The organism is Halalkalicoccus sp. NIPERK01, from assembly GCF_030287405.1.
GTDB lineage: Archaea > Halobacteriota > Halobacteria > Halobacteriales > Halalkalicoccaceae > Halalkalicoccus.
The window spans coordinates 760,823-782,532 of record NZ_JASVVV010000001.1 but is presented as its reverse complement, the minus strand read 5'-3'; the positions used below and the strand labels follow the sequence as shown (position 1 = coordinate 782,532).

The window sequence follows — 21,710 nt, the reverse complement described above, 5'->3', positions numbered from 1 at the left end:
CGCATACGTCCGACCGGTCTATCGGGCGTATGCCGGCGCTCTCCCTCCTCGCGGCGTGTTGTCTCGCGGCCGTCCACCTGCTGGCCGGTCGGCTCCGTGGTCTCGACCGGATTCCCCGTAGCCGGTGGCTGTCGGCCGGCGGCGGCGTCTCGGTCGCGTACGTGTTCGTCCACATGCTGCCCGAACTGCACGACCACCAGCGTGCGTTCGAGGCCGTCGCCCCCCTCGCGGGGTTTCTCGACCGGCACGTCTACCTCGTCGCACTCGCCGGGTTCGTCTCCTTCTACGGGCTCGAGCGACTCGCCTACCGCTCGCGCTCGAACGGCGATCCGAACGACGACCCCGTCTTCTGGATCCACGTCGGCTCCTTCGGCGGGTACAACTGCATCGTCGGCTACCTCCTCGTCCACCGGATCGCCCCCGGCGTCGAGTCGCTCTTGCTTTTCACCGTGGCGATGGCGCTTCACTTCCTCGTCAACGACTACGGGCTTCGCCATCACCACTCGGTGAGCTACCACCGACTCGGTCGATGGGTGCTCGCGGGCGGCGTCCTCGCCGGGTGGGCCCTCGGAACGACGACGACCCTCGCCGGGATCGCGCTCGCGGTCCCGGTCGCTTTCCTCGGCGGCGCGGTCGTACTCAACGCCATCAAAGAAGAGCTTCCCGAGGAACGCGAGAGCCGCTTTTTCGCGTTCGCACTCGGTGCTGGGGGTTACGCGGCGCTGTTGCTCGCGGTCTGATCACTCCTCGGCGTCGATCTCGATCTCGTCCTCGGTGCGCTCCCACTCGATCTCGAGTTCGAACTCGCGTTCCTCGTCCTCGTCCTCGAGTTCGACCCCGAACTCGACGGTCTCCGCGGGATCGATGTCGACCGAGATGTCGCCGACTGCGACGGTGAAGGCCTCGCCCGATCGCAGTCCCTCGGCGACCTCCTCGAAGTAGGTCGCGGCGTCCTCCCGACTCAGTTCCTCCTCGTGTTCGATCTCTCCAGCCATAGCGACTGCTACGTCACGCGGATATCGGGTAAAACTGTCGCCTGATTACGCCGCGACTTCCTCGGCGAACTCGTCGTCGTACTCGCCCGAATCGAGCCGTTCCTTGAACTCGCGTGGGTTCTCGCCCTCGATGGTCACGCCGAGCGAGGTGCAGGTGCCGACGACCTCCTTCGCCGCGCCCTTCAGGTCGTACGCGAGCAGGTCGGGAAGCTTCTGTTCGGCGATCTGCTTGACCTGGTCGATCGAGAGGTCCGCGACGAACTCCTTCTGGGGCTCGCCGCTGCCGGTCTCGAAGCCGGCCTCGTCCTTGATCAGCGCCGCCGTCGGCGGGACGCCGACGTCGATCTCGAAGGAGCCGTCGTCCTCGTAGGTGACCGTCACGGGGACTTCGGTGCCGTCGAACGCCGCCGTCTGGTCGTTGATCTCCTGGACGACGGCCTGTACGTCTACGGGGGTGGGTCCGAGCTCCGGACCGAGCGGCGGGCCGGGGGTGGCCTCGCCGCCCGGAACGAGCGCTTCGATCGTTCCAGCCATACCCGGAGGAACCGCCGCATCGGGTTTAAGACTTGCCTTCCGCCCAGCGGGCGTGTGACGGGCACACACCTAGCGCATCGAAGCGCGCGACCGACGAGAATCCGCCACGCGTTCTCGATTCGATCCCCGGTGGCCGTCCGGACGGGTTCGATGGCTCGCGGTCCCCCGTCGAAGAAACATAGGATTCACGAGGCAAATTCAGGCCGGGTTCGTCGGTCGGTTCCGCTCAGGGGACCGAGACCCCGTGACGGGCGAGATACGTGTTCACGTCCTTGATCTCGACGGGGCTACCGATGATCCGGACAGTCTCGCACTCGTCGAACACCGTCACGGCGAATTCCGACTCGAGGTCGTCCCTGAGGTCGTCGATCGCGGTCGGTGGGACCACGATCTGGGTGCTGTCTCGCAACCGCGACGGGTCTGGCATCGTACATTTTTAACGAGACAGGCGAGTGGTATGAAGGTATCGAAGTCGGCTCCGCTTACACGATCGGTCCCGCTTCCGTCGACGGGATTCACGCGAACGTCTCGCAGACGGTACACCCGGGGGTGCGAACGGAAAGGGTTTTTCGCTCGAAGCGGCGAGTATGGAGCGATGGGACTGGAAGAGGAGATCGAGGCGATCGAGGAGGAGATCGCCTCGACGCCCTACAACAAGTCGACCGAGGCCCACATCGGCCGGCTGAAGGCGAAACTCGCCGACAAGAAGGAGAAACTCGAGAACCAGTCCTCCGCGGGCGGCGGCAGCGGCTACGCCGTCGAGAAGACCGGCGACGCCACCGTCGCGCTCGTGGGCTTTCCCAGCGTCGGCAAATCCACCCTGCTGAACGCGCTTACCAACGCCGAGAGCGAGGTCGGCTCCTACGAGTTCACTACTCTCAACGTGAACCCCGGTATGCTCCAGTATCGCGGCGCGAACATCCAGATCATGGACGTGCCGGGGCTGATCGAAGGGGCGGCGAGCGGCCGCGGTGGCGGCCGGGAGGTCCTCTCGGTGGTGCGCGCGGCGGATCTGGTCGTCTTCGTCCTCTCGGTGTTCGAGATCGACCAGTACGCCCGACTGAGCGAGGAACTCTACGCGAACAAGGTCCGACTCGACACGGAGCCGCCGAGCCTCTCGGTGATCAAGAAGGGGCGGGGCGGGATCCGCGTCACCGCCAGCGACGACCCCGGACTGCCCGAGGAGGTGATAAAGGAGGTGCTCCGCGAACACGGCTACGTCAACGCGAACGTCACGGTACGGGAGGAACTCGACGTGGACCGGCTGATCGACTCGATCATGGAGAACCGGGTGTACCTCCCCTCGATCGTCACGGTCAACAAGGCCGACCTGATCGATCGGGAGTACCTCGAAACCGTCTACGACGACCTGCGCGAGCACGACCTCGATCCCGAGGAGGTGACGTTCATCTCCGCCGAGGAGGAGAAGGGACTGGAGGGGCTCAAGGAGCGGATCTGGAACACGCTCGGGTTGATGCGGATCTACATGGACAAGCCCGGCCGCGGCGTCGACTACGAGGAGCCGCTGATCCTCCGCGAAGGCAGCGATATCGAGGACGCGATGGAGAAACTCGGCGGGGAGTTCGAGGAACGCTTCCGGTTCGCGCGCGTCTCGGGCCCGAGCGCGAAACACGACGAACAGCAGGTCGGCACCGACCACGAACTCGCCGACGAGGACGTGGTGAAGTTCATCCTCCGGCGATAGTTCGGCGAGGCTTCATGAGCAGGCTTTTGTGGGCTTTTCCCGAACGTCCGCGACATGCCTGATGGATTCGGTGTGATATCGGTCGTGCCGCCGCTTCTGGCGATCGTGCTCGCGATCGCGAGTCGGCGGCCGGTTCCGGCGCTCTTCGTCGGGGTCTGGTCCGGCGGGGTGATCTACACGTTCGCGGACAGCGTCGATCGGGTAGCGGCCGTGACCGGCGGCGTGGTCGGTCTCGACGCCGTCCTCGGTGCGGTCGTCGCCGCCGTCTGGGGCTTCACGCAGGCGGTCCAGTGGATCGTCGAGTCCATCGGCGCGGACACGTTCCACGCCCAGATCCTGCTGTTTACCATCCTGCTGGGGTCGGGCGTCGCGCTGATCTGGCAGCTCGGCGGGTCGATCGCGGTCAGACGGGCCGTTTCCGACCGCCTCGACACCCAGCGGAAGGTCGGGCTCACCGCGTGGGCGCTCGGCATCCTCATGTTCTTCGACGACTACGCCAACACCGCCATCGTCGGGAGCGTGATGAAGGACCTCTCGGATCAACTGCGGATCTCGCGGGAGAAGCTCTCGTACATCGTGGATTCGACGGCCGCGCCCGTTGCGACGCTGGGCCTCTCGAACTGGGTCGCCTTCCAGATCGGGATGGTACAGGAGGGCTACGAGATCGCCGGGATCGCCGCCGACGCGCCCTCGGCGTTCGTGACCTACGTCGGGTCGATCCCCTACAACGTCTACTCGATCTTCGCGATCCTCATGGTCGCGCTGATCGTCCTCACCGGGCGGGACTTCGGCGAGATGCTCGACGCCGAGCATCGCTCGTTCCGGACGGGACGGGTCAGCCGCGAGGGCGCGACCCCGATGCAGGCCATCGAGAGCGAACTCGGCGAGCCGAGTAGTGACGATCCGATGCTGCGCAGTTTCGCGATCCCCGTCGTGGCGCTCGTCGCCGTCGCGATCACGGGGGCGCTCCTCACCGGCTACGCGCCCGGCGCGTCGACGCTCGACGTGCTCGGCGAGGCCGACTGGGGCGCGGCGCTGCTGTGGGGGGCGTTCGCGATGGTGTTCGCGGCGCTCGCCGTCGGCTTCTACTACCGGATCTTCTCGCTCCGGAGCGGGATCGAGGGCGTCATCGACGGCTTCTCGATCATGCTCACCGCGGTGACGATCCTCGTCCTCGCGTGGGCGATCAGCACGGCCGCCGAGGTGCTCGGAACCGGCGAGTACGTCGCCGGGATCGCCCAGGGCGTCGTCTCGCCCGCGCTGCTGCCCGTGGTCGTGCTCTTCACCGCCGCGTTCATCTCCTTCTCGATGGGGTCGTCGTGGGCGACCATGGGCGTGCTGACTCCCATCGCCATCTCGGTCGCGTGGCAGCTCACGGGTAGCTACGAGGCGATGCCCGTGATCGTCGGCGCGGTCTTCTCGGGGGCGATCTTCGGCGATCACACCTCGCCCATCTCGGATACGACGGTCCTCTCGGCCACCTTCACGGGCGCGGACCTGATCGACCACGTCCGCACCCAGATCTACTACGCGGGGACCGTCGGCCTCGTCGCGGCGGTCTGTTTCCTCCTTTACGGCTACCTCGGCCTCTCACCCGTGATCTTCCTCCCGATCGGCCTCCTCCTGCTCGTCGGTCTCGTCTACGGGCTCTCCGAACTCGACGCCCGTCGGAAGGGCGTCTCCCCGACGGCGTCCGCGGGCGAGCGCGCCCCCCCGAGCGACGACTGACGGTTCCGTCCGACCCGATCCACCTATACCGCTCGGGCCGAACGTCCGTGTATGTTCCGTGGCGTCGGCGAGTTCGAACCCGTTCAGGGGGCGATCCCCGACTCGCTCGCGATCCTCGTCGCGTTGCTCACCCAGTTGGGCGACGTCTGGTTCGTCACGCTCCTGTTTCTGGTCCTTGCCGTCCGGTACGACGGGTTCGACCGCGACCGGATCGTCGCCGCCGGCGGCCTGGTGATCGGCGCGATCGCGCTGGTGTTGCTCCTCAAGGACGTCTTCGCGCTGCCGCGGCCCGACCAGCCGCTGGTCGCGCTCGAAGCGCTCTGGGTCCCGTTCCAACTCGTCTACTCGCTGACCGCCTACGCCAGCGGCTACGGGTTCCCGAGCGGTCACGCCGTCGTCTCGACGGCGACGTACCTCTCGCTTGCGGCGGTGCTGCCGGTAAGCACCCGACGACGCCGGTACGCCGTCGCGACGGCCCTCATCGCCGTCGTGGGGTTCTGTCGGATCGCCCTCGGGGTCCACTACCTCGTCGACGTGCTCGCGGGGATCGCCCTGAGCGCCGTCTTCCTCCTGCTCGCGTTCCGCCTATTGGCTCGCTACCGCTCCTCGGGGGCTCGTCGAACCGTCGCGTTGGGGCTGGGAGCCGCCCTCGCGCTCGCGGCCGTCGTCGTCACCGGCGCACACGTCGAGGCGCTCGCGCTGTTCGCGGTCGCGATCGGGCTCTTCGGCCTCTCGTGGCGGGCCGACCGGCCGCGGGTCGCCGCGTAGACCCAACGGGTGGCAACCCCGTTGGCTCTCGGTACTGTTTTGCCCCTCGACGGTGTCCTCCCGACCATGGGAGCGACGCTCGACCACGTCATGATGCGCGTCTCGGACCTGGAGGAATCGCTCGAGTGGTACGGCGAGCATCTGGGTTACGAGGAGAAGGACCGCTGGGAGGCCGACACGTTCACGAACGTATATCTCGGCCCCGAGGAGATGGGCGAGGAGGGTGCGATGCTCGAACTCACGCACAACCACGACGGCGGGCCCGAGGAGATGGGCGACGCGTGGGGCCACATCGCAGTGCGGGTTCCCGAGGGCGAACTCGAGGACTACTACCAGCAGATGATGGACGAGGGCGTCGAGGACTATCGCGACCCCGAGTCCTGCGGGGGGCGCTACGCGTTCGTCAAGGACCCCGACGGCCACGAGATCGAGATCGTCAAACGCGACCCCGAGCAGGGCGCGCTCTGGTCGATCGACCACACGATGATCCGCGTCGAGGACGCCGACGAGGCACTCGGCTGGTACACCCGGAAGTTCGAGTACGAGCACACGGGTCGCTGGGAGGCCGACTCCTTCGCGAACTACTTCATGAAGCCCGAGGGGGCCAGTGATGAAGCGATGGCGCTCGAACTCACCTACAACTACGGCGACAACACCTACGACCTCGGCGACGCGTGGGGCCACCTCTGTGTTCGCGCGGACGATCTGAACGACTTTTGGGACGACCTGATGACGCGGGACGCCCCCGACTACCGCGATCCCGAGTCCTGCGACAACGAGTACGCCTTCACGAAGGACATGGACGACCACGAGATCGAGATTATCGAGCGCGACCCGAACGCCGAATCGCTGTTCCCGAGCTAGGCGCGCTCGGACGGCCGATCGAGGACCCCGAGTCGAAACCCCAAACCGCCACCCCTATTATCGCGACGTGACCTCTCGTGAGTAGTGACGCTTCGCGAGATCCTCGTCGCAATCGCCGCCGGGGTCGTTCAGGGATTCGTCGAATGGCTGCCGATCTCGAGTTCGGGCAACCTCTCGCTGTTTCTCACCGCCCTGGGTACCTCGCCCGATATCGCCGTCCAACTCGCGCTGTTCCTCCAGATGGGGACGACCCTCTCGGCGGCGATCTACTACCGCGAGACCATCGTCGACGCCGTCCACGACGCCCCCGGCTGGCGGCCCCGAACCGCGTTCGCGGGGGCCAACGCCGAGACCTCGTTCGTGCTCGTCGCGACCGCGATGACCGGGCTGGTCGGCATTCCACTCTACCTCCTGTTGATCGACTTCGCGAGCGAACTCACGGGCGGGGCGTTCGTCGCGCTGATCGGGTTCCTGCTCGTGCTGACCGGCCTGCTCCAGCGGGCGACCGACGTCGTCTCGCTGGGGGATCGCGGGACGCCCTCGCTCGTGGACGCGATCCTCGTCGGCGCGTTCCAGGGCGTGACGATCCTGCCGGGCGTCTCGCGGTCGGGAACCACCGCGAGCGTACTGCTCTTTCGGGGATACGAGGGGCCCGCGGCGTTTCGCCTCTCCTTTTTGCTCTCCATTCCGGCCGGAATCGGTGCCGGCCTGCTCGTCCTCGCCGACGAGGGACTGCCGACCACCGGAGTAGAGGCGGTCGTCGCGCTGGTCGTGAGCGCGGTCGTCGGCTACGCGATGATCGACGCGATCATGCGGGTCGTCCACGAGGTCGAGTTCTGGCTCGTCTGCGTCGTCCTCGGCGGGTTGGCCGTCCTCGGTGGCGGGCTAACGATGCTCATCTGAAGCCGAGAGCACGAGCGCACAAAACAGGGCGACCGCCCCGAGCATCGCGCCCGCGGCGTTGACGAGCATGTCGAAGTAGCTGAACGACCGGTACGGAATCGGGTACTGGAGACACTCCATCAGCGCGCCGTAGGCGCTCGAACCGGAGGGGGCGGTGACGGCCGCCTGCACCCGGTCCGATCGATCGAGTACCGTGAGTCCGAGAGTCGCCGTGAGCGTCCCGTAGCCGAGGAAGTGAAACAGGACGCTCGTCGGGATCCCGCCGCCCTCCTCGGGAACGGCCCCCGGGACCGGGATCACCGAGACGACGAGGAGCGCGCCCGCGACCACCGCGACGGCCGTCCACCGGTTTCTTCCCCTCATTCGAGCGGCGTCAACTCCGCCGGCGCGTCCGCGAACGCGCGGAGCGCCTCCGCCTCGATGTGGTGGAGGTCGCCGGGCACGACCAGCAGGTGCAGCGGCCCGCCGAACTCACGGGTCGCGAGCGAGGCGATCGAATCGGCCGCGACGACCGGGTCGGGGCTTCCCGCACGACAGACCGCGACCGCGAGGATGTCGGGGTACTCCTCGCTCAGCAGGTCGGCGGCGACGTCCGCGGTCATGTAGTCCCCGCGTTCGTGTTTAATGTCGAGGTAGACGAGCGTGTGAAGCCCCCGTTCGCGGTTGTCCTTGACGGTGCTCGTGACGCTCGCGGGCAGGCCCTCGGCTCCGTGGGCGTACGGAAACGGCAGCGTCGTCGCCGGGCCGAAGCGGTAGTTCTGCAGGCCGGTCAACGAACTCGCGGCGGCCTCGGCGGTGGTGCCGTGGACGATCCGAGTGTCGGTTTCCCGATCCCTCGCCCTGAGTCGGAGGTCGACGTGGGTGGTCGAGATCATCGGATCGCCCGCGGTGAGGAAGGCGACGTCCTCGCGTTCGGCGGCCGCGAGCATCTCCTCGGGGTCTCCTTCGACGCCCGCCCGATCCCGGAGTTCGATCTCGGTTCCGTGTTCGACTTCGAGGGCATCGACGTCGGTCCCGACCAACCGGCTGGTGTACTGTTCCATGAAGACGCGATCCGCGCCTCGGAGGGCGTCGCGGCCCTCGACGGTGATCGAGCGCTCGTCGTAGAGGCCGAGGCCGATGAACGTGAGCATACACGATCTGGGAAAGCCGGCGGGTTAAACGGCGCGTTCGATCGAAACGCCAACGGTAAACCGATCGGTCGGCTGGATCCGGTATGGAGGTTCCGTGCGTCCGCGTCCCGCGAGAGGACGGCGAGGAGGCGCGCCGCGAGCTGGCGGACGCCGACCTGATCGCCGACGGCTACGAGATCACCGTCGAGGACGGCTGGCTCTACATCCCCGTGGTCGATCCCGAGGCGGTGCCCGAGGGGTTCGACGTGGTCGAGCGCGAAGCACCCGACCGCGAGACCCAGACAGCGCCCGCCGACCTGCTCGGGTTCGATCCCTCCTACGAACGCCTCGGCGACATCGTCATCCTCGACGAGGACGACCCCGAGCGCGCCGCGCGGATCGCCCGCGCCGTCGTCGAGTCGGACCTCCCCGTCGAAACGGTGTTGAACAAGGCCTCGAAGGTGAAAGGCGAGACGCGCGTGCGCGAGTGGGATCTCCTCGAAGGCGAGGGTACCGAAACCGTCCACCGCGAGTACGGCTTCGAGTACGCGCTGGACCTCGCGGCGGTCTACTTCTCGCCGCGCCTCGCCACCGAGCGCCACCGCGTGACCGAACAAGTAGGTGAACACGAGCACGTCTTCGACATGTTCGCCGGGGTCGGCCCGTTCGCCATCCCCGCGGCGGCCCGCGGTGCGCGGGTGGTGGGCGTCGACGTGAACGAGCGAGCCGTCGAGTACCTCCGCGAGAACGCCCGACGAAACGGCGTCGCCGACCGGGTGACGGCGATCCACGGCGACGTCCGCGACGTGGTCGCGGGTACGTCGGACGAGCGCTGGTCGTCGGACGGTGTTCGGGACGTCGCCCCCGAGTACGAGGGCTGGGCCGGTCGGATCGTGATGAACCTCCCCCACAGCGCCGACACGTTCCTCGACACCGCCGTCTCGCTGGCCGGCGAGGAGTGCGTGCTCCACTACTACGACATCGCCCACGACGAGGACCCCTTCGGGCCGGGCGAACGGGCGATCCGTGAGGTAGCTACGACTGACGGGTACGACGTCGACGTCGAGACGCGCCGCGTCGTTCGCTCGTATGCGCCCCACGAACTGAACGTCTGTCTCGACGTCCGCCTCTCGCGGTCGGCGTGATTCACAACGCTTAAACCGATGTTGGAGGTAGTTACGAACGCGCACGAAGTGCGGCAGGCCGGTGTAGCTCAGCTGGCAGAGCGATTCCTTCGTAAGGAATAGGCCGAGGGTTCAAATCCCTCCACCGGCTTCAGAACGGCGGTACCCGCCGCAGGATACTATTAGTGTAGTGGGTTTCGACTCCGTTGCCGCCCCTCGCCGACGAAGAAGACCGATCAAGCACCCCGTATCCATCAGATACACCCCACTACCGACCTCCTGCGGGGGTCTCCGTGCTCGAAATAGAGACGGGAGTATCGGGATACGTCGGCAACACTTCCGACTCGTTCGACGGGATCCCGGTTGCTGCCACCGCCCGCTACGTGCTAGCCTAACCACCCCGTTGGCCGACGGACGACGCCGTTTCCCTCTCGAACTGTATTCAGCAAACCTCTCTTTCATACAATAGTATTAACAAATCTAGAAATACACAACGCTAAAGTAACACTTTCGCGTACAGTGACCGGGCACAGTCCCCTTGCCAGAGGCAGTCCATGGGTCGTGTCACCACCAGCGTACCCCCGCCCGGGTCCACCATGCTAGCCCCCCACCGTGAATTCGATCGACGCCGAAAGACGCGACCAAACGAGCGATGGTCGGAGTACGCTACATAAACAACCATGATTCACCATCCTACCTCGGCTCTCGATGGGGGTCGTGTCGGGTTTCCTCCCATGGCCATCCCTTCCTCACGGAGGTGACTACTGTAATCGATGAGCGTGTTGGTGACGTTGGAGATCGGGACAGGGGATTTCGAACTCGGACGGGTGTTCTCCACGCTGGACGACGCGACCACCATCGAACTCGAACCGCGGGTTCCGCTTCCCGGGGCGACGATACCGGTCGTCTGGCTCGAAAACGGTGACCACGACGCGCTCGAAGACCACATCGGAGCCCACCCGACGGTCGCGACCGTCGAGAAACTCGAACGCCTCGAAGAGCGCTCGCTGTACGCGCTGGAGTGGGCCCTCGAGTACGATCACCTCTTTCGGTATTTCCGAGACGAGGGCGTTCACGTGCTGGCTGCCTCCGGTTCGGTCGAACGCTGGCGATTTACGCTACGATTCGGGACCCACAAAGCGCTCTCGGCGTTCCAGGACTACTGTACGAGCGTTCCGATCGACATCGAGGTCCTGAGCGTCTACAACACCCCCGAACAGGAGTCCGATAGCGCGTTCGGTATCACGCAACCGCAGCGAGAGGCGCTCACGTTGGCGGTTCGTGAGGGATACTACGACCTGCCGCGCGGGTGTAGCACCGACGATTTGGCCGAGCAGTTGGGGATCTCGGATCAGGCGGTGACCGAGCGGTTGCGCCGGGCGATCGCGACGTTGACGCGGAACACGGTGATGAGTACCACGCGGTAACGGCCATCTATACGTTAATTAGAGTGAAGGAATTACGCGTTCGGTGGCTAAATCATGATGTGCCAAGTCAATAACTATGCATATAGCGTTGATAGATAGAGTCGTCTGCTTCTGGCAGACACGACCCGGGGGATGTGCCCACGTCTCCGGGTGCCTCTGACACATTCGGGACTCGGACGAATCCGAGTCTCTCACTCATTGAAACCGATGGATACGGATTCAGAGGGTAAAGCGTGGAATCGGCGGACGCCGACGAGACCGCAAGCGGAGAGGATCTAGCCGAACTGTGGCTACGCGCCCTGTCGGTGGAGCCAGACCGCACACCCGATCGAGACGACGCCGGCAGCAGCACCGATCCCGAAGGCGACTCGATACCCCGTCGTGGTGTACACGCGGACCCCGTCGATGTAGTCGCCGGTCCAGTAGACGTCGAGCGCCCACCCCATGAGGGTCGGGAACGACGCCGCGCCGAAAAACGACGCCCCGTTTATCGTTCCGAGAGCGATCCCGCTGGCCCGGTCGTCGTATCTGCGTTGGATCAGCGGATACGTCAGCACGAACGCACCCAGCAGGCTTCCGAGGAGGAAGAACGCCACCCCGACCAGCACGAGCGGCGGATCGCCGACCACCGCGATGAGCCCCAGTGCCGACGTGTGGGCGATCGCGCCGACGACGACGAACGCGGTCGGGCGCTCTACCTCCTCCGAGAGCCGACCGAACGCGGGGGGACCCACGACGGAACCGACGCCGCCGAGCAGCGTGATCGTCGACGCGGCCGTCACCGAGATGCCGTACACTTGAACCACGTACGGGATCCCCCACAGGCCGACGAGCGTCAGGTTCACGCCCCCCGTACAGTACAACAGGACGGCGATAACCCACGTCCACCGGTCGGAGACGATCCGGGCGGTGAACGAACGGATCTCCCCGATCGACAGCCGCGGTTGCTCCGGAACGTTCTCGATCGGTTCCAGCCCCGCTTGCTCGGCCGAATCGCGAACGAACGCGGCCGTCGCGCCCGCGACGGCCAACCCGAACAGCCCGAGTACGAGCACCGTCGTCCGCCAGCCGACGAGGTCGATAGCGACGGCAAACGGCGTCGTCGCGAGGATGCCGCCGACGCCACCGACGGCGAAGCTCAACCCGTTCATCGTCCCGAACTCGTCGACCCGATACCAGTTCGCACAGAACCGAAGCATCGAGACGAAGATCACGCTCCCGCCGAGTCCGATCAGAAACCGCCCACCGAGCGCGGAGCCGTACGTGGTCGCGAGCGCGAACCAAACCGCGCCGAGGTTCATCACCACCGCACCACCTGCGGCGGTGAGTCTCGGACCGACACGGTCGACGAGGATCCCGGTCGGGATCTGCATCACCGCGTAGACGAGGAAGAATATCGCGTGTAACGTGCCTAGCTGGGCGCCCGTGGTTCCGAGTGCGTCCATCAACTCGCCCGAGATGACCGCCGTCGAGAGTCGGTAGACGTTCACCAGGAGAAACGCGAGGGCCAGGATCCCCCACAGCACCCACCGTCGATGGATCGGATTCGACCGGACGGACCGTATCGCTTGCACCTTCACACCGGTGGTGGTTTCGGTCGAGAGCTAATGAATCCGTGATATCGATCCGAACGGGATGGCTTTCACCCCGCGCCCGACCGGGATTAGCACCCCCGTAGCTATGGGCGATGAAGTCCACTCTCGAATCGCGTAGGCCGGTGTAGTGTCCGGCGTACCGCGCGTGGGGCTGTCCGATTCGGACGACAGCCCGCACGGCCGACCGTACGGCTCGGGTCGTGCGTTCGTGTTTCGTTTCCCCGCTTCTCGGACGGGTATCGCCCCGTCTCCGGTCGAATCCACGTCGATTCCGAGCGGTGCTGTCCCCTCCTCCCCGAAACCCGTTCGACCGGCCGGGATCGGCGGGGAATCTCGTTGATTCCCGAGGGGATTTTGGGGAAACTACTATGGGGCTGGACGTTGCGGGTTGTAATGCCAGAGGTCACACACATCGATTGACGGTCGACGTTCAGGGGCGCTCTGGCACTGCGGTTTCTCTCTGCGCGGGTGCGACACTCTCGTCGCCCGCTTTCGGGCACGGATACACCCGTTATCACCTGCATAGGTATATCGGACCCGACTGTACCACCGAATGCTGGCACGCGCCAGCGCACGGACGGATAGTGATACTCGATGCCCCCCGCCCGACCGGGCGGGGTTTCGGTCAAACGGGTTATCCGCGGTCGTCGACCCGCCGTACTTCTCACGTCCGTTCGTGCTCGCCCTCCTCGACGCGTATCACGTATCCGGCGAGGGTACCCTCTATCGTCACAACCGCCGGTCGGGGACCGATCCCGAGGACGGACGCTCCGTCACCGACCCTCATAGGGGTCGCATCACTCCTCGATCGTCACGCCCTCCGAGAGCGCGACGATCCTCCCCTCCTCGCCGGAGAGGAGTCGGGGGTAGATCCCGACGACGACGACGAACTCGTCGTCGCCCTCCGCGAGCGCGGTGTGGACGAACACGTCGATCCCGGTACCCATGAACGTCGCCTCGCCCTCGAACTTCGAGAGGTCGACGCGCTCACCGAGCACTTGGACCGTTCGGCGGTCGATCTCGGATCCGATCGAGAGTCGCTCGTACTGGGACTGGACCTCCGCTGCGATCTCGCGGTTGTCCATGTCCTCGACGGGATTGAAGGTTCGACCGAGCACCGAGACGGCGGGCGTGCAGAGCGTCGCGAAGACGGCGCCCCGCACCTCGCCGAGCGGTCCCACGTCGATCGACCTCTGGTACTCGGAGATCCGATTGACGACCTCGACCTCGCGGCTCAGTCCCGCCACCTCGAACGTGCGGGTCTCCTCGGTCTCCGTCGTGTCGGCGAGTTCGTATCCGGTCTCGTCGAGAACGTCGTCCGCCACCGGCGCGGGCGGGGCGACGAACCGGGCAGGCCCGCCGCCGATGACGTCGAGACAGCCGGTGCTGCCGGCGAGACCGAGCGCGACGAGCGAGCAGAAACCGCGCCGTGTGGTCGCCATCGCTGTCGTCGGGTTGTACTCCGCGAGATATAAACGCCGTGGCCGTGGGGTCACTCGATCGGGACGAGCGATTCGGCGAGGGTTGCGATGCTCTCGCGTTCGCCTTCGAGTTGACGCGGGTGTGCCCCGACGAAGATGACGAGGTCGTCGTCGTTGGTGGCGATCCCGAGGTGGACGTGGACGTCGAGGTCAATCCCGTTCATCGCCGCCCGCCCCTCGAACGTCGAGACGTCGACCTCCTCGCCGAAGACCGTGAGTTCCCACTCCTCGACCTCCTCGCCGATCGAGAACTCGTCGTAGTTCGAACCGAGTTCGGTCGCGATCCGCCGCGGACCCACGCGCTCTCCGGGGTGGAACGACCGGCCGAGCACCTCGAACTTCGGCGTCGAGAAGGCGACGAACGTCGCCGCCCGGAGCGTCCCGAGCACCCCCAGATCGACGCCCCTATCACACTCGACCACGACGTTCTCCAGTTCGACCTCGCGGGTCTCGCCGGCGATCTCGATCGTCTCGGAGAGCGGCTCGACTTCGGTACGCGCGTGTCGATACCCCGTCCGTGCGAGCGCCTCGTCGCTCGGGCGCGCGCCGACCGCCTCGAACGCCAGCGAGTCGTCGCCGCGAACGAACCCGAGACAGCCGCTCGCCGCGCTCAGCCCCGCGATCAGTCCCGCTCCGAACGCCCGCCGCGTGAAATTCATACCCTTCCTAATACTTCAGATAAAATAAATGTCTAGTGTCGTATCTTCCTACAACCGGTAGGTCGTCTCGTCCCCCTCGTCCTCGATATCGATGCCGAGGGCGGCGAGGTCGTCCCGGAGTCGGTCGGCCCGCTCGTAGTTGCCCGCCTCGCGTTCCTCCTCGCGTACGCGCAGGACGAGGTCGACGAGGTCCTCCGCGAGGCCGACCTCCCCCTCTCGTTCGGGGCCGAACGAGAAACCGAAGACGCCGCCGCCGAGTTCCTCGAACGCCTCGATGGCCCGGCGAAGCCCCCGGTAGTCGTACTCCCCGTGGCTGTCGACGTGTCGGTTGACCGCGCCCGCGAGCGAGAGGAGGGCGGTCATCGCCTCGCGCACCCCGAAGTCGTCGTTCATCGCCCGCGCGAACCCCTCGCGGGCCTCCTCGACGGCCACCCGGAGGTCGTCGTCCTCGACTTTCGTCCGCGCGTCGGGGCCGTCTACCGCCTCGGTCGCGCGTTCGTAGGCGCGTTCGAGGCGCTCGAACCGCTCTCTCGCCTCGACCATCGCCCCCTCGGAGAACGTCTGGTTCGAGCCGTACTCCGTCGAGAGGTAAAACGAGCGCAGCACGTCGGGACCGAACTCCTCGAGCGCCGCCGAGACGGTGAAGAAGTTGCCGAGGCTCGAACTCATCTTCTCGCCCTCGGTCTCGAGGAGGCCCGTGTGGAGCCAGTACTCGGCGAAGCGCTGGCCGGTGGCGGCCTCGCTCTGGGCGATCTCGTTTTCGTGGTGGGGGAACACGAGGTCGTGGCCGCCGACGTGGACGTCGATGGTCTCGTCGAGGTGGGTCATCGCCATCGCCGAACACTCGATGTGCCAGCCGGGACGTCCCTCGCCCCACGGCGAGTCCCACGTCTCGCCCCCGGGCGGGTGGTCGTGTTCGGTTTTCTCGTGTTCGCGGATCGCCTCGGGGGAGACCCCGCCCGCCTTCCAGAGCGCGAAGTCCGCGGGGTGGCGCTTCTCACTTCGCTCCTCGGGGTCGCCCTGGGCTTCGAGGTCCTCGACGCGCTGGTTCGAGAGTTTCCCGTACTTCTCGAACGTGGTGACGTCGAAGTAGACCGAGCCGTCGGCCTCGTAGGCGTGGCCCGACTCGATCAGGCGCTCGACCAGTTCGATGATCTCCGGGATGTGTTCCGAGACTCGGGGGTAGACCGTCGCGCGCTGCAGGTTCAGCCCGCGCATGTCGGCGATCGTCCGCTCGATGAAGCGACGCGCCACCTCGCGTTCGCTCTCGCCGAGGTCGTCCTCGCCGATCCGGGCGGCGATCTTCTCGTTGACGTCTGTGAAGTTCTCGACGTGGCGAACCGGGTGGCCCTCGTGTTCGAGCCAGCGACACATTACGTCGGCGTGGACCCACACCCGGGCGTGGCCGAGGTGTGCGTCGTCCGAGACGGTCAGCCCACAGACGTACACCAACACCTCGTCGCCGGTCGGTCGAAACTCCTCGCGCTCGCCCGAGAGCGTGTTCGTCACGGACAGCATTACCCGATCCATCGCCGGGCGCGCCTTTCAACCCGTCGGTCACGCCCCCTGATCCGGACGGTATCGTCATCTAATCGACCGATTGACAGTCGAATGGGAGCCTCGGAGTCGGCGAGCGGACCGGTTGCCGGCCCCCGACGTGGACGAGACGGTGGCGTTCACGGGCGGGGACCTCGATCGGGGACGGCGGCTTCCGGGAGGGACGCCGACGGGTCGTCGTCACCGTCGTGTTCGAACCGATCCGGGCTGATTCAACCTCGTATATATAAACATCTATTGCGTAGAAGCGTGCATCGTATGGAGATGAAGTCGGTGCGTCCGGAGGAGGGGCCGATCCGCGTGGTACACGTCGACGACGACGAGGCGTTCTTGCGCCTGACGGAGACGTCGCTCTCGGAGATCGATCCCGGCCTCCGGATCGAACAGACGACGGATCCGACGTCGGTGCTCGACCTGATCGCCGACGAGGACGTCGAGTGCGTCGTCAGCGATCACCAGATGCCCCGGCTCACGGGCATCGAACTGCTCAAACGCGTCCGTTCGAGCCATCCCGACCTGCCGTTCGTCCTCTTCACCGGACAGGGCAGCGAGGAGGTCGCGAGCGAGGCCATCTCGGCGGGGGTGACGGACTACGTCTCGAAGGGGGGCGGGCTCGAAGGGTTCGAACTGCTCGCGAACCGCGTCCGCGGGGCGGTCGAGCAACGGCGCGTCGAGCAGTCGCTGGCCGCGACCCGCGAGGGGTACGAGAAGCTCCTCGAAACGGCGCCCGACGCGATCCTCGTCGTCGACGCCGAGACAGGCACCCTCCTAGAGGTGAATCACGCCGCCGAGGAACTGTTCGGCCGCCCGCGCGAGGAGCTTCGAGGGCTCCACCAGACCGACCTCCACCCGTCCGACGACCGCGAGTACTACGAACGGGTCTTCGCGGAACACGCCGGATCGAGCGGGGTGATACACGACAAGCGCGAACTCAGCGTCGTCCACGCCGACGGCCACGAGATCCCCGTCGAGATCAGCGCCGCCTCCCTCGAACTGGGCGACCGACGGCTGGTACAGGGGATCTTTCGCGACCTGCGCGAGCGGTAGCGGGTCGGGATTCCGGCCGACAGTAAGCCCTATGGCCGCGCCGTCGCTAGCGGGGGTATGCAGGCGCTCGTCATCGTCGGCCACGGGTCGCATCTGAATCCCGGCTCCTCGGCCCCGACGTTCTCGCACGCCGATACGATCCGCGAGACGGGGGTCTTCGACGAGGTCCGCGAGGCCTTCTGGAAGGAGGAGCCCTCGTTCCGTGAGGTGCTCCGGACCCTCGAGAGCGACGAGGTCTACGTCGTCCCGCTGTTCATCAGCGAGGGCTACTTCACCGAGCGGGTGATCCCCCGCGAACTCAGACTGGAGGGATGGGACGCCTCGGCGTGGGACTCGCCCGACGGCGTCAGCGCGACCCACGCCACCCTCCGGGCGAGCGACGTCGAGAAGGCGGTCCACTACTGCGGGCCGGTCGGCACCCACGACGCGATGAGCGACGTGATCGTCCGTCGCGCCGAGACCGTCACCGGCGACCCCGAGGTCGGGGAGGGGTTCGGCCTCGCCGTCGTCGGCCACGGCACCGAGCGAAACGCGAACTCGGCGAAGGCGATCGAGTATCACGCCGAACGGCTCCGCGAGGCGGGACGATTCGACGAGGTGCGGGCGCTGTTCATGGACGAGGAACCCGAGGTCGACGACGTGACCGAGCACTTCGAAAGTACGAATATCGTCGTGGTTCCCCTCTTTATCGCCGACGGCTTTCACACACGGGAGGACATCCCCGAGGACATGGGGCTGACCGACGACTACCGCGAGGGGTACGAGGTTCCCACGGAAGTCGACGGCCACCGGATCTGGTACTCGGGGGCGGTCGGCACCGAGGCGCTGATGGCCGACGTCGTCCTCGAACGCGCCGCGGAGGCCGGCGCCGACGTCGGCGAATCGATCGAGCGGATTCGCGCCGGGGACGCGGGGGTGGCGGGCGACTGATGAACGCGCCACAACTCGACGCGCTGGTCGCGAGCGCCCCCGAAGGCGTCGAGTTCGACGACCTCTCCGTCTCGGGGGAGGGGCCGTACACCGTCTCGATCGCCGGTGATTCCCACGAGGTCGACGAGCCGGGGCTCCGGGAGGTCGCGGGCGAGAACCCGTGGTTCGTCTCGAACTGGTACTACTGGACCCGCGTCGTCGGTGCCGGGGGCGCGCGCTACGACTTCCTGCGGTGGGTCGAACGCGCCGACGAGCGCGACGTGAGCGAGCGCTACGAGGCGCTCTCGACGGGCGTCTCTCGCACCTGGGGCCAGTTGCTGATCACCGCCGAACTGGGCGAAGACGGCAAACGCCGATACGCGCTCCGGCACGTCGAGAACGCCGAGGAGTCGGGACTGGAGCCCTACGACGACCCGCTAGACGCCCGCGAACTCGTCAAACACGACGACCGGGGGCGGTACCGACCGCTCTCGACCGCCCCGACCCTTCCGACGGGGTGGGAGTTCCCCGATCTCAGTGGCGAGGACCTCGTTCGAGCGGTCGACTTCGTCTACCCCGCGACGGTCGCGAACTGGCACCGCGAGCGTCAGGGCGAACTGGACGTGACCCACTTTCGCGAGACGGCCGAACGCCAGTCGGGCATCTACGAGATCGTGTCCCAACTCTCCGTCGAGGAACTCGAAGCCGCCGCCGAGGCGTGCTGTGTCGACTCGCAGTGTCTCAAGCGACGCATGTGGGACGAGGACGAGGAGACCGAACTCGACGTGGATCGAGGATCGGGTGAGTTCCCCTGTCGGGAGCCGTGTTCGCTGTTCATCACCGCTGCCCGGAAGTTCGTCACGCTCGGCCGCGAGGAGACCCGGGCCTACGAGTTCGAGTTGACGCCCACTGAGAAGGAGCAGGTCGAGGGGATCGTCGACGCGGTCGCCGAGGGTCGGGTCGAAGAGGTCCGCGAGGCCGACTTAAACGAGGGGGCCAACCGGTATCGGGCGCGGTACCTCCGGGCTCGGCGGATGACCGAGGAAGGGCTGTCGGGAACGCCGACGTATCCCGAGGATCAGGAGCGATAGAGGAGCGCGGCCGCGCCGGCGATCGCCACGAGGACGATCCCGACGCCGAGGATGACCGCTGGATTGCCCGCGATCAGCGCGCCGACGACGACGAACAGGAGGGCCAGAACGACCAGCGCGCCCGCGGCGATCGCCCGCACGGGAACGGCGGGTTCGGACTCGCGGGAGGGCTGGTCCCGCGGGCGCGGCTGTGGCTTCGCGAGGCGCTCGTCGACCTCGATGGGAACCTTCTCCGGGGGCTCTTCGGGCGGGATCAACGAGACGTCGATCACCGCCGTCTCGGCACCGTAGCCGGTGACGATCTTCAGGCGACCGCTGACCGGGCGGCTCCGCTGGTCGACCGTGGCCTCGATCCGGCGGGTTCGCCCGGCCTCGACGAAGTGGTTGCCGCCGTCGAGCGAGATCGCCTCGGCGAGGCCGTCGTCGACGTTGAGGTGGACGTGGGTCGCCGAGCCGTGGTTCGTGAGTTCGATCGCGAAGCTCTCGCTGGTCTCGAACTCCCGGAGTTGGGGCTCGATCGAGTGGACCGACCGGCGGTTGATGTCGACGGGCAGCGTCCGGACCACGGTTCTCTACGCCGTCGCGTCCTCGCGCATGTCCGGCGGCAGGAGGTTCGGGATGCCGTCCTCGATCGGGTAGACCTCGCCACACTCCGTACAAGTCAGCGTTCCCGAGACGATCTCCTCGCCGTCGCGCTCCTCGACGTCGAGTTCGAGATCCGCCTTGTCGATCGGACAGCAGACGATCTCCATCAACGACTCCTTCATCGACCCTCACCTGCGGCGTACATGGCTCGACCGACGGTTGCGGGTGGGAAAAGTATGACGGGTTCGCGCCGAGCGAACTATGTCGCTGCGCGAGAACTCCCGTGTATGCCGGATGGCGTCGTCCTCGCGGGCGGTCGATCGACCCGGTTCGGCGACGAGGACAAGGCGACCGCCGACCTCGCCGGCACGCCGATGATCCGCCGGGTCGGCGACCGCCTCGAAGGCGTGACCGATCGATTGGTCGTGAACTGCCGGGCCGATCAGACCAGGGCCATCGAGTCGGCCTTCGATGGCTACCCGAACCCCGTGACGATCGCCGAGGACCCCGCCCCCGACGAGGGCCCGATGGCGGGGATCATGACCGGCCTCCGGGCCACGGCAAGCGAGTACGCCTTCGTCGCGGCCTGCGACATGCCCTTCGTCGAGCCCGCGCTCGTCTCCTACCTCCTCTCGCGCGCCGAGGGATACGAGGCCGCCGTGCCCCGGGTGGGCGACGGATGGTTCCAGACGACGCACGCAGTCTACCGGGCCGAGTCGATGGCCGCCGCCTGCGAGCGGGCGCTCGCGGCGGGCGAGCGAAAGGTGATCGCGCCGCTGGAGTACTTGGAGTACGTCGTGATCGAGGAGGAAGAGGTGCGGGAACACGCCTCGCTCGACACCTTCGAGAACCTGAACACCCGCGAGGAGTTCGAGCGGGCGGTGGCGCGGTTCAGATGACGTCCACGACCTCGCTCTCGGCCATCCGCGCGAGCACCACCCGCTCGACGTCGGCCCGCTCGTGAATCGAGCGGGCGATCTCGCGGGCGACCGCCTCGTCCTCGCGGTCGTCCACCTTGTTCAACAGCGGGATCGCGGTCGCGTCGGCGGGAACGTCCTTCAGCCCGCCCTCGGGGCTGGCGAGTACCGCCGCCACGGTATCAGTGGTGATCTCCTCGCCGAGGTCGATCCCCGCGATGGCGGCGACGCGTTCGGGCCGGTGGACGACACCCTCCGTGAGGTGCTTGCCGACGGCGTGGACGCTCGCGATCGGGAGCACCGCGTCGGCTCTCTCCGGTACCTGTGGCTCCCGGTCACCGGGTGCCTTGAACTCGCGCATGCGCGCGCCGTCGGCCTTGACGAACAGCGGGACGTCGGTCCGCTCCGCGAGGCCGTCGAGCACCTCGGGGTCGTAGCCCCGATAGCGGTCGTCGCCCTCGCGCTCGGGAACGACGCCGAGGGGCCACTCGGCATTTCGCTCGATCGCGCCCGCGGGGTCGCCGGTGACGACGACGCGAGCCACATGGGGATCGAAGATCGGGATTCTCACCGTCGCGGTGACGACCGCCCGATCGAGCGCGTTCGCGAGCGCGTACAGCGTCGTCTTCTTCCCGCCGGCCCCGACGACGCAGGTGACACCCTCCGTCGGGAGCGCCTCCGTGAGGTCCATACCCGGGGTACTCGGTTC

Annotated in this window: 25 protein-coding genes and 1 tRNA gene; 13 read left to right on the top strand and 13 right to left on the bottom strand. The window is 66.8% G+C overall.

Translation table 11 applies throughout. The annotated features are described in order from the left end of the window. Positions 1-29: 29 nt before the first annotated feature. Positions 30-740, top strand: coding sequence for a hypothetical protein (locus QRT08_RS04155; protein WP_286044648.1), 711 nt, complete (start codon positions 30-32; stop codon positions 738-740). Here QRT08_RS04155 and QRT08_RS04150 read toward each other — a convergent pair whose 3' ends face one another. The 3 genes from QRT08_RS04150 to QRT08_RS04140 form a co-directional block, all read right to left on the bottom strand. Next, a complete protein-coding gene (locus QRT08_RS04150; protein ID WP_286044647.1) occupies positions 741-995 on the bottom strand; it encodes an amphi-Trp domain-containing protein in 255 nt (84 codons plus the stop codon). A gap of 45 nt (positions 996-1,040) precedes the next feature. Then, positions 1,041-1,529 (bottom strand): 50S ribosomal protein L11, encoded by a 489-nt coding sequence (locus QRT08_RS04145; protein WP_286044646.1) that lies wholly within the window; start codon positions 1,527-1,529, stop codon positions 1,041-1,043. Positions 1,530-1,755: 226 nt separating this feature from the next. Then, the gene (locus QRT08_RS04140; protein ID WP_286044645.1) at positions 1,756-1,956 is read right to left on the bottom strand and encodes a VNG_1110C family protein; all 201 of its coding nucleotides are present in this window, start codon (positions 1,954-1,956) and stop codon (positions 1,756-1,758) included. A 168-nt stretch (positions 1,957-2,124) separates the two neighbouring features. Here QRT08_RS04140 and QRT08_RS04135 point away from each other — a divergent pair, with 168 nt between their 5' ends. The 5 genes from QRT08_RS04135 (at position 2,125) to QRT08_RS04115 (ending at position 7,497) form a co-directional block, all read left to right on the top strand. Then, the gene (locus tag QRT08_RS04135) at positions 2,125-3,234 is read left to right on the top strand and encodes an OBG GTPase family GTP-binding protein (RefSeq protein ID WP_286044644.1); all 1,110 of its coding nucleotides are present in this window, start codon (positions 2,125-2,127) and stop codon (positions 3,232-3,234) included. Positions 3,235-3,288: 54 nt separating this feature from the next. After that, the gene (locus QRT08_RS04130) at positions 3,289-4,962 is read left to right on the top strand and encodes a Na+/H+ antiporter NhaC family protein (RefSeq protein WP_286044643.1); all 1,674 of its coding nucleotides are present in this window, start codon (positions 3,289-3,291) and stop codon (positions 4,960-4,962) included. Between the two features lie 51 nt (positions 4,963-5,013). After that, a complete protein-coding gene (locus QRT08_RS04125) occupies positions 5,014-5,730 on the top strand; it encodes a phosphatase PAP2 family protein (RefSeq protein ID WP_286044642.1) in 717 nt (238 codons plus the stop codon). Between the two features lie 66 nt (positions 5,731-5,796). Further along, positions 5,797-6,594: a VOC family protein gene (locus QRT08_RS04120; protein WP_286044641.1), complete on the top strand. Its 798-nt coding sequence runs from the start codon at positions 5,797-5,799 to the stop codon at positions 6,592-6,594. An 84-nt stretch (positions 6,595-6,678) separates the two neighbouring features. Beyond that, positions 6,679-7,497 carry an undecaprenyl-diphosphate phosphatase gene (locus QRT08_RS04115; protein WP_286044640.1) on the top strand — a complete coding sequence of 273 codons (819 nt, stop codon included), beginning with the start codon at positions 6,679-6,681 and terminating at the stop codon, positions 7,495-7,497. On the opposite strand, the gene QRT08_RS04110 is transcribed toward QRT08_RS04115, so the two are convergent. Beyond that, positions 7,480-7,860 carry a VanZ family protein gene (locus tag QRT08_RS04110; protein WP_286044639.1) on the bottom strand — a complete coding sequence of 127 codons (381 nt, stop codon included), beginning with the start codon at positions 7,858-7,860 and terminating at the stop codon, positions 7,480-7,482. The genes QRT08_RS04115 and QRT08_RS04110 overlap by 18 nt on opposite strands. Continuing rightward, entirely contained in the window at positions 7,857-8,630 is a 774-nt protein-coding gene (dph5, locus tag QRT08_RS04105) for a diphthine synthase (protein WP_286044638.1), read from the bottom strand. Before dph5 ends, QRT08_RS04110 begins: the two co-directional genes overlap by 4 nt. A gap of 83 nt (positions 8,631-8,713) precedes the next feature. Between dph5 and QRT08_RS04100 the strand changes: the two genes are divergently transcribed. The 3 genes from QRT08_RS04100 (at position 8,714) to QRT08_RS04090 (ending at position 11,160) form a co-directional block, all read left to right on the top strand. Then, complete coding sequence (locus tag QRT08_RS04100; protein ID WP_286044637.1) at positions 8,714-9,754, top strand: class I SAM-dependent methyltransferase; 1,041 nt, start codon at positions 8,714-8,716, stop codon at positions 9,752-9,754. A 57-nt stretch (positions 9,755-9,811) separates the two neighbouring features. Beyond that, positions 9,812-9,884, top strand: a tRNA-Thr gene (locus QRT08_RS04095). A 622-nt stretch (positions 9,885-10,506) separates the two neighbouring features. After that, entirely contained in the window at positions 10,507-11,160 is a 654-nt protein-coding gene (locus QRT08_RS04090) for a helix-turn-helix domain-containing protein (RefSeq protein WP_286044636.1), read from the top strand. Between the two features lie 290 nt (positions 11,161-11,450). Here QRT08_RS04090 and QRT08_RS04085 read toward each other — a convergent pair whose 3' ends face one another. The 5 genes from QRT08_RS04085 to cysS all read right to left on the bottom strand — a co-directional run bounded on the left by QRT08_RS04085 (position 11,451) and on the right by cysS (position 16,413). After that, positions 11,451-12,686: an MFS transporter gene (locus QRT08_RS04085; protein ID WP_286044635.1), complete on the bottom strand. Its 1,236-nt coding sequence runs from the start codon at positions 12,684-12,686 to the stop codon at positions 11,451-11,453. 733 nt (positions 12,687-13,419) lie between these two features. Continuing rightward, on the bottom strand, positions 13,420-13,542 hold the full coding sequence (locus QRT08_RS04080) for a cupredoxin domain-containing protein (RefSeq protein WP_286044634.1): 123 nt from the start codon (positions 13,540-13,542) through the stop codon (positions 13,420-13,422). A gap of 10 nt (positions 13,543-13,552) precedes the next feature. Further along, a complete protein-coding gene (locus QRT08_RS04075) occupies positions 13,553-14,197 on the bottom strand; it encodes a DUF6517 family protein (RefSeq protein ID WP_286044633.1) in 645 nt (214 codons plus the stop codon). A 50-nt stretch (positions 14,198-14,247) separates the two neighbouring features. After that, on the bottom strand, positions 14,248-14,895 hold the full coding sequence (locus QRT08_RS04070; RefSeq protein ID WP_286044632.1) for a DUF6517 family protein: 648 nt from the start codon (positions 14,893-14,895) through the stop codon (positions 14,248-14,250). 48 nt (positions 14,896-14,943) lie between these two features. Continuing rightward, positions 14,944-16,413, bottom strand: coding sequence for a cysteine--tRNA ligase (cysS, locus tag QRT08_RS04065; protein WP_286044631.1), 1,470 nt, complete (start codon positions 16,411-16,413; stop codon positions 14,944-14,946). 303 nt (positions 16,414-16,716) lie between these two features. On the opposite strand from cysS, the gene QRT08_RS04060 reads away from it, so the two are divergent. The 3 genes from QRT08_RS04060 to QRT08_RS04050 are packed head-to-tail and all read left to right on the top strand — an operon-like array spanning position 16,717 to position 19,499. Next, the gene (locus QRT08_RS04060; RefSeq protein ID WP_286044630.1) at positions 16,717-17,499 is read left to right on the top strand and encodes a PAS domain S-box protein; all 783 of its coding nucleotides are present in this window, start codon (positions 16,717-16,719) and stop codon (positions 17,497-17,499) included. A gap of 57 nt (positions 17,500-17,556) precedes the next feature. Continuing rightward, on the top strand, positions 17,557-18,429 hold the full coding sequence (locus QRT08_RS04055) for a CbiX/SirB N-terminal domain-containing protein (protein ID WP_286044629.1): 873 nt from the start codon (positions 17,557-17,559) through the stop codon (positions 18,427-18,429). Further along, positions 18,429-19,499 (top strand): DR2241 family protein, encoded by a 1,071-nt coding sequence (locus QRT08_RS04050; RefSeq protein ID WP_286044628.1) that lies wholly within the window; start codon positions 18,429-18,431, stop codon positions 19,497-19,499. Before QRT08_RS04055 ends, QRT08_RS04050 begins: the two co-directional genes overlap by 1 nt. On the opposite strand, the gene QRT08_RS04045 is transcribed toward QRT08_RS04050, so the two are convergent. Both QRT08_RS04045 and QRT08_RS04040 read right to left on the bottom strand, forming a co-directional pair. Beyond that, the gene (locus tag QRT08_RS04045; RefSeq protein ID WP_286044627.1) at positions 19,487-20,065 is read right to left on the bottom strand and encodes a DUF7524 family protein; all 579 of its coding nucleotides are present in this window, start codon (positions 20,063-20,065) and stop codon (positions 19,487-19,489) included. The genes QRT08_RS04050 and QRT08_RS04045 overlap by 13 nt on opposite strands. A 6-nt stretch (positions 20,066-20,071) precedes the next feature. Continuing rightward, positions 20,072-20,266: a methytransferase partner Trm112 gene (locus QRT08_RS04040; RefSeq protein ID WP_066381831.1), complete on the bottom strand. Its 195-nt coding sequence runs from the start codon at positions 20,264-20,266 to the stop codon at positions 20,072-20,074. A gap of 105 nt (positions 20,267-20,371) precedes the next feature. Between QRT08_RS04040 and QRT08_RS04035 the strand changes: the two genes are divergently transcribed. Beyond that, entirely contained in the window at positions 20,372-20,983 is a 612-nt protein-coding gene (locus tag QRT08_RS04035; protein WP_286044626.1) for a molybdenum cofactor guanylyltransferase, read from the top strand. Here the strand turns inward: QRT08_RS04035 and yqeC are convergent. Beyond that, positions 20,976-21,692, bottom strand: a complete 717-nt coding sequence (gene yqeC, locus QRT08_RS04030) for a selenium cofactor biosynthesis protein YqeC (protein ID WP_286044625.1) — start codon at positions 21,690-21,692, stop codon at positions 20,976-20,978. The two genes, QRT08_RS04035 and yqeC, sit on opposite strands and share 8 nt — an antisense overlap. Positions 21,693-21,710 lie beyond the last annotated feature (18 nt).

Bases quoted from the DNA above. Each gene is read 5' to 3' on its own strand.
- QRT08_RS04155 (WP_286044648.1), top strand. From the start codon at position 30: ATGCCGGCGCTCTCCCTCCTCGCGGCGTGTTGTCTCGCGGCCGTCCAC.
- QRT08_RS04150 (WP_286044647.1), bottom strand. From the start codon at position 995: ATGGCTGGAGAGATCGAACACGAGGAGGAACTGAGTCGGGAGGACGCC.
- QRT08_RS04145 (WP_286044646.1), bottom strand. From the start codon at position 1,529: ATGGCTGGAACGATCGAAGCGCTCGTTCCGGGCGGCGAGGCCACCCCC.
- QRT08_RS04140 (WP_286044645.1), bottom strand. From the start codon at position 1,956: ATGCCAGACCCGTCGCGGTTGCGAGACAGCACCCAGATCGTGGTCCCA.
- QRT08_RS04135 (WP_286044644.1), top strand. From the start codon at position 2,125: ATGGGACTGGAAGAGGAGATCGAGGCGATCGAGGAGGAGATCGCCTCG.
- QRT08_RS04130 (WP_286044643.1), top strand. From the start codon at position 3,289: ATGCCTGATGGATTCGGTGTGATATCGGTCGTGCCGCCGCTTCTGGCG.
- QRT08_RS04125 (WP_286044642.1), top strand. From the start codon at position 5,014: ATGTTCCGTGGCGTCGGCGAGTTCGAACCCGTTCAGGGGGCGATCCCC.
- QRT08_RS04120 (WP_286044641.1), top strand. From the start codon at position 5,797: ATGGGAGCGACGCTCGACCACGTCATGATGCGCGTCTCGGACCTGGAG.
- QRT08_RS04110 (WP_286044639.1), bottom strand. From the start codon at position 7,860: ATGAGGGGAAGAAACCGGTGGACGGCCGTCGCGGTGGTCGCGGGCGCG.
- dph5 (WP_286044638.1), bottom strand. From the start codon at position 8,630: ATGCTCACGTTCATCGGCCTCGGCCTCTACGACGAGCGCTCGATCACC.
- QRT08_RS04100 (WP_286044637.1), top strand. From the start codon at position 8,714: ATGGAGGTTCCGTGCGTCCGCGTCCCGCGAGAGGACGGCGAGGAGGCG.
- QRT08_RS04090 (WP_286044636.1), top strand. From the start codon at position 10,507: ATGAGCGTGTTGGTGACGTTGGAGATCGGGACAGGGGATTTCGAACTC.
- QRT08_RS04080 (WP_286044634.1), bottom strand. From the start codon at position 13,542: ATGAGGGTCGGTGACGGAGCGTCCGTCCTCGGGATCGGTCCCCGACCG.
- QRT08_RS04075 (WP_286044633.1), bottom strand. From the start codon at position 14,197: ATGGCGACCACACGGCGCGGTTTCTGCTCGCTCGTCGCGCTCGGTCTC.
- QRT08_RS04070 (WP_286044632.1), bottom strand. From the start codon at position 14,895: ATGAATTTCACGCGGCGGGCGTTCGGAGCGGGACTGATCGCGGGGCTG.
- cysS (WP_286044631.1), bottom strand. From the start codon at position 16,413: ATGCTGTCCGTGACGAACACGCTCTCGGGCGAGCGCGAGGAGTTTCGA.
- QRT08_RS04060 (WP_286044630.1), top strand. From the start codon at position 16,717: ATGAAGTCGGTGCGTCCGGAGGAGGGGCCGATCCGCGTGGTACACGTC.
- QRT08_RS04055 (WP_286044629.1), top strand. From the start codon at position 17,557: ATGCAGGCGCTCGTCATCGTCGGCCACGGGTCGCATCTGAATCCCGGC.
- QRT08_RS04050 (WP_286044628.1), top strand. From the start codon at position 18,429: ATGAACGCGCCACAACTCGACGCGCTGGTCGCGAGCGCCCCCGAAGGC.
- QRT08_RS04040 (WP_066381831.1), bottom strand. From the start codon at position 20,266: ATGAAGGAGTCGTTGATGGAGATCGTCTGCTGTCCGATCGACAAGGCG.
- QRT08_RS04035 (WP_286044626.1), top strand. From the start codon at position 20,372: ATGCCGGATGGCGTCGTCCTCGCGGGCGGTCGATCGACCCGGTTCGGC.
- yqeC (WP_286044625.1), bottom strand. From the start codon at position 21,692: ATGGACCTCACGGAGGCGCTCCCGACGGAGGGTGTCACCTGCGTCGTC.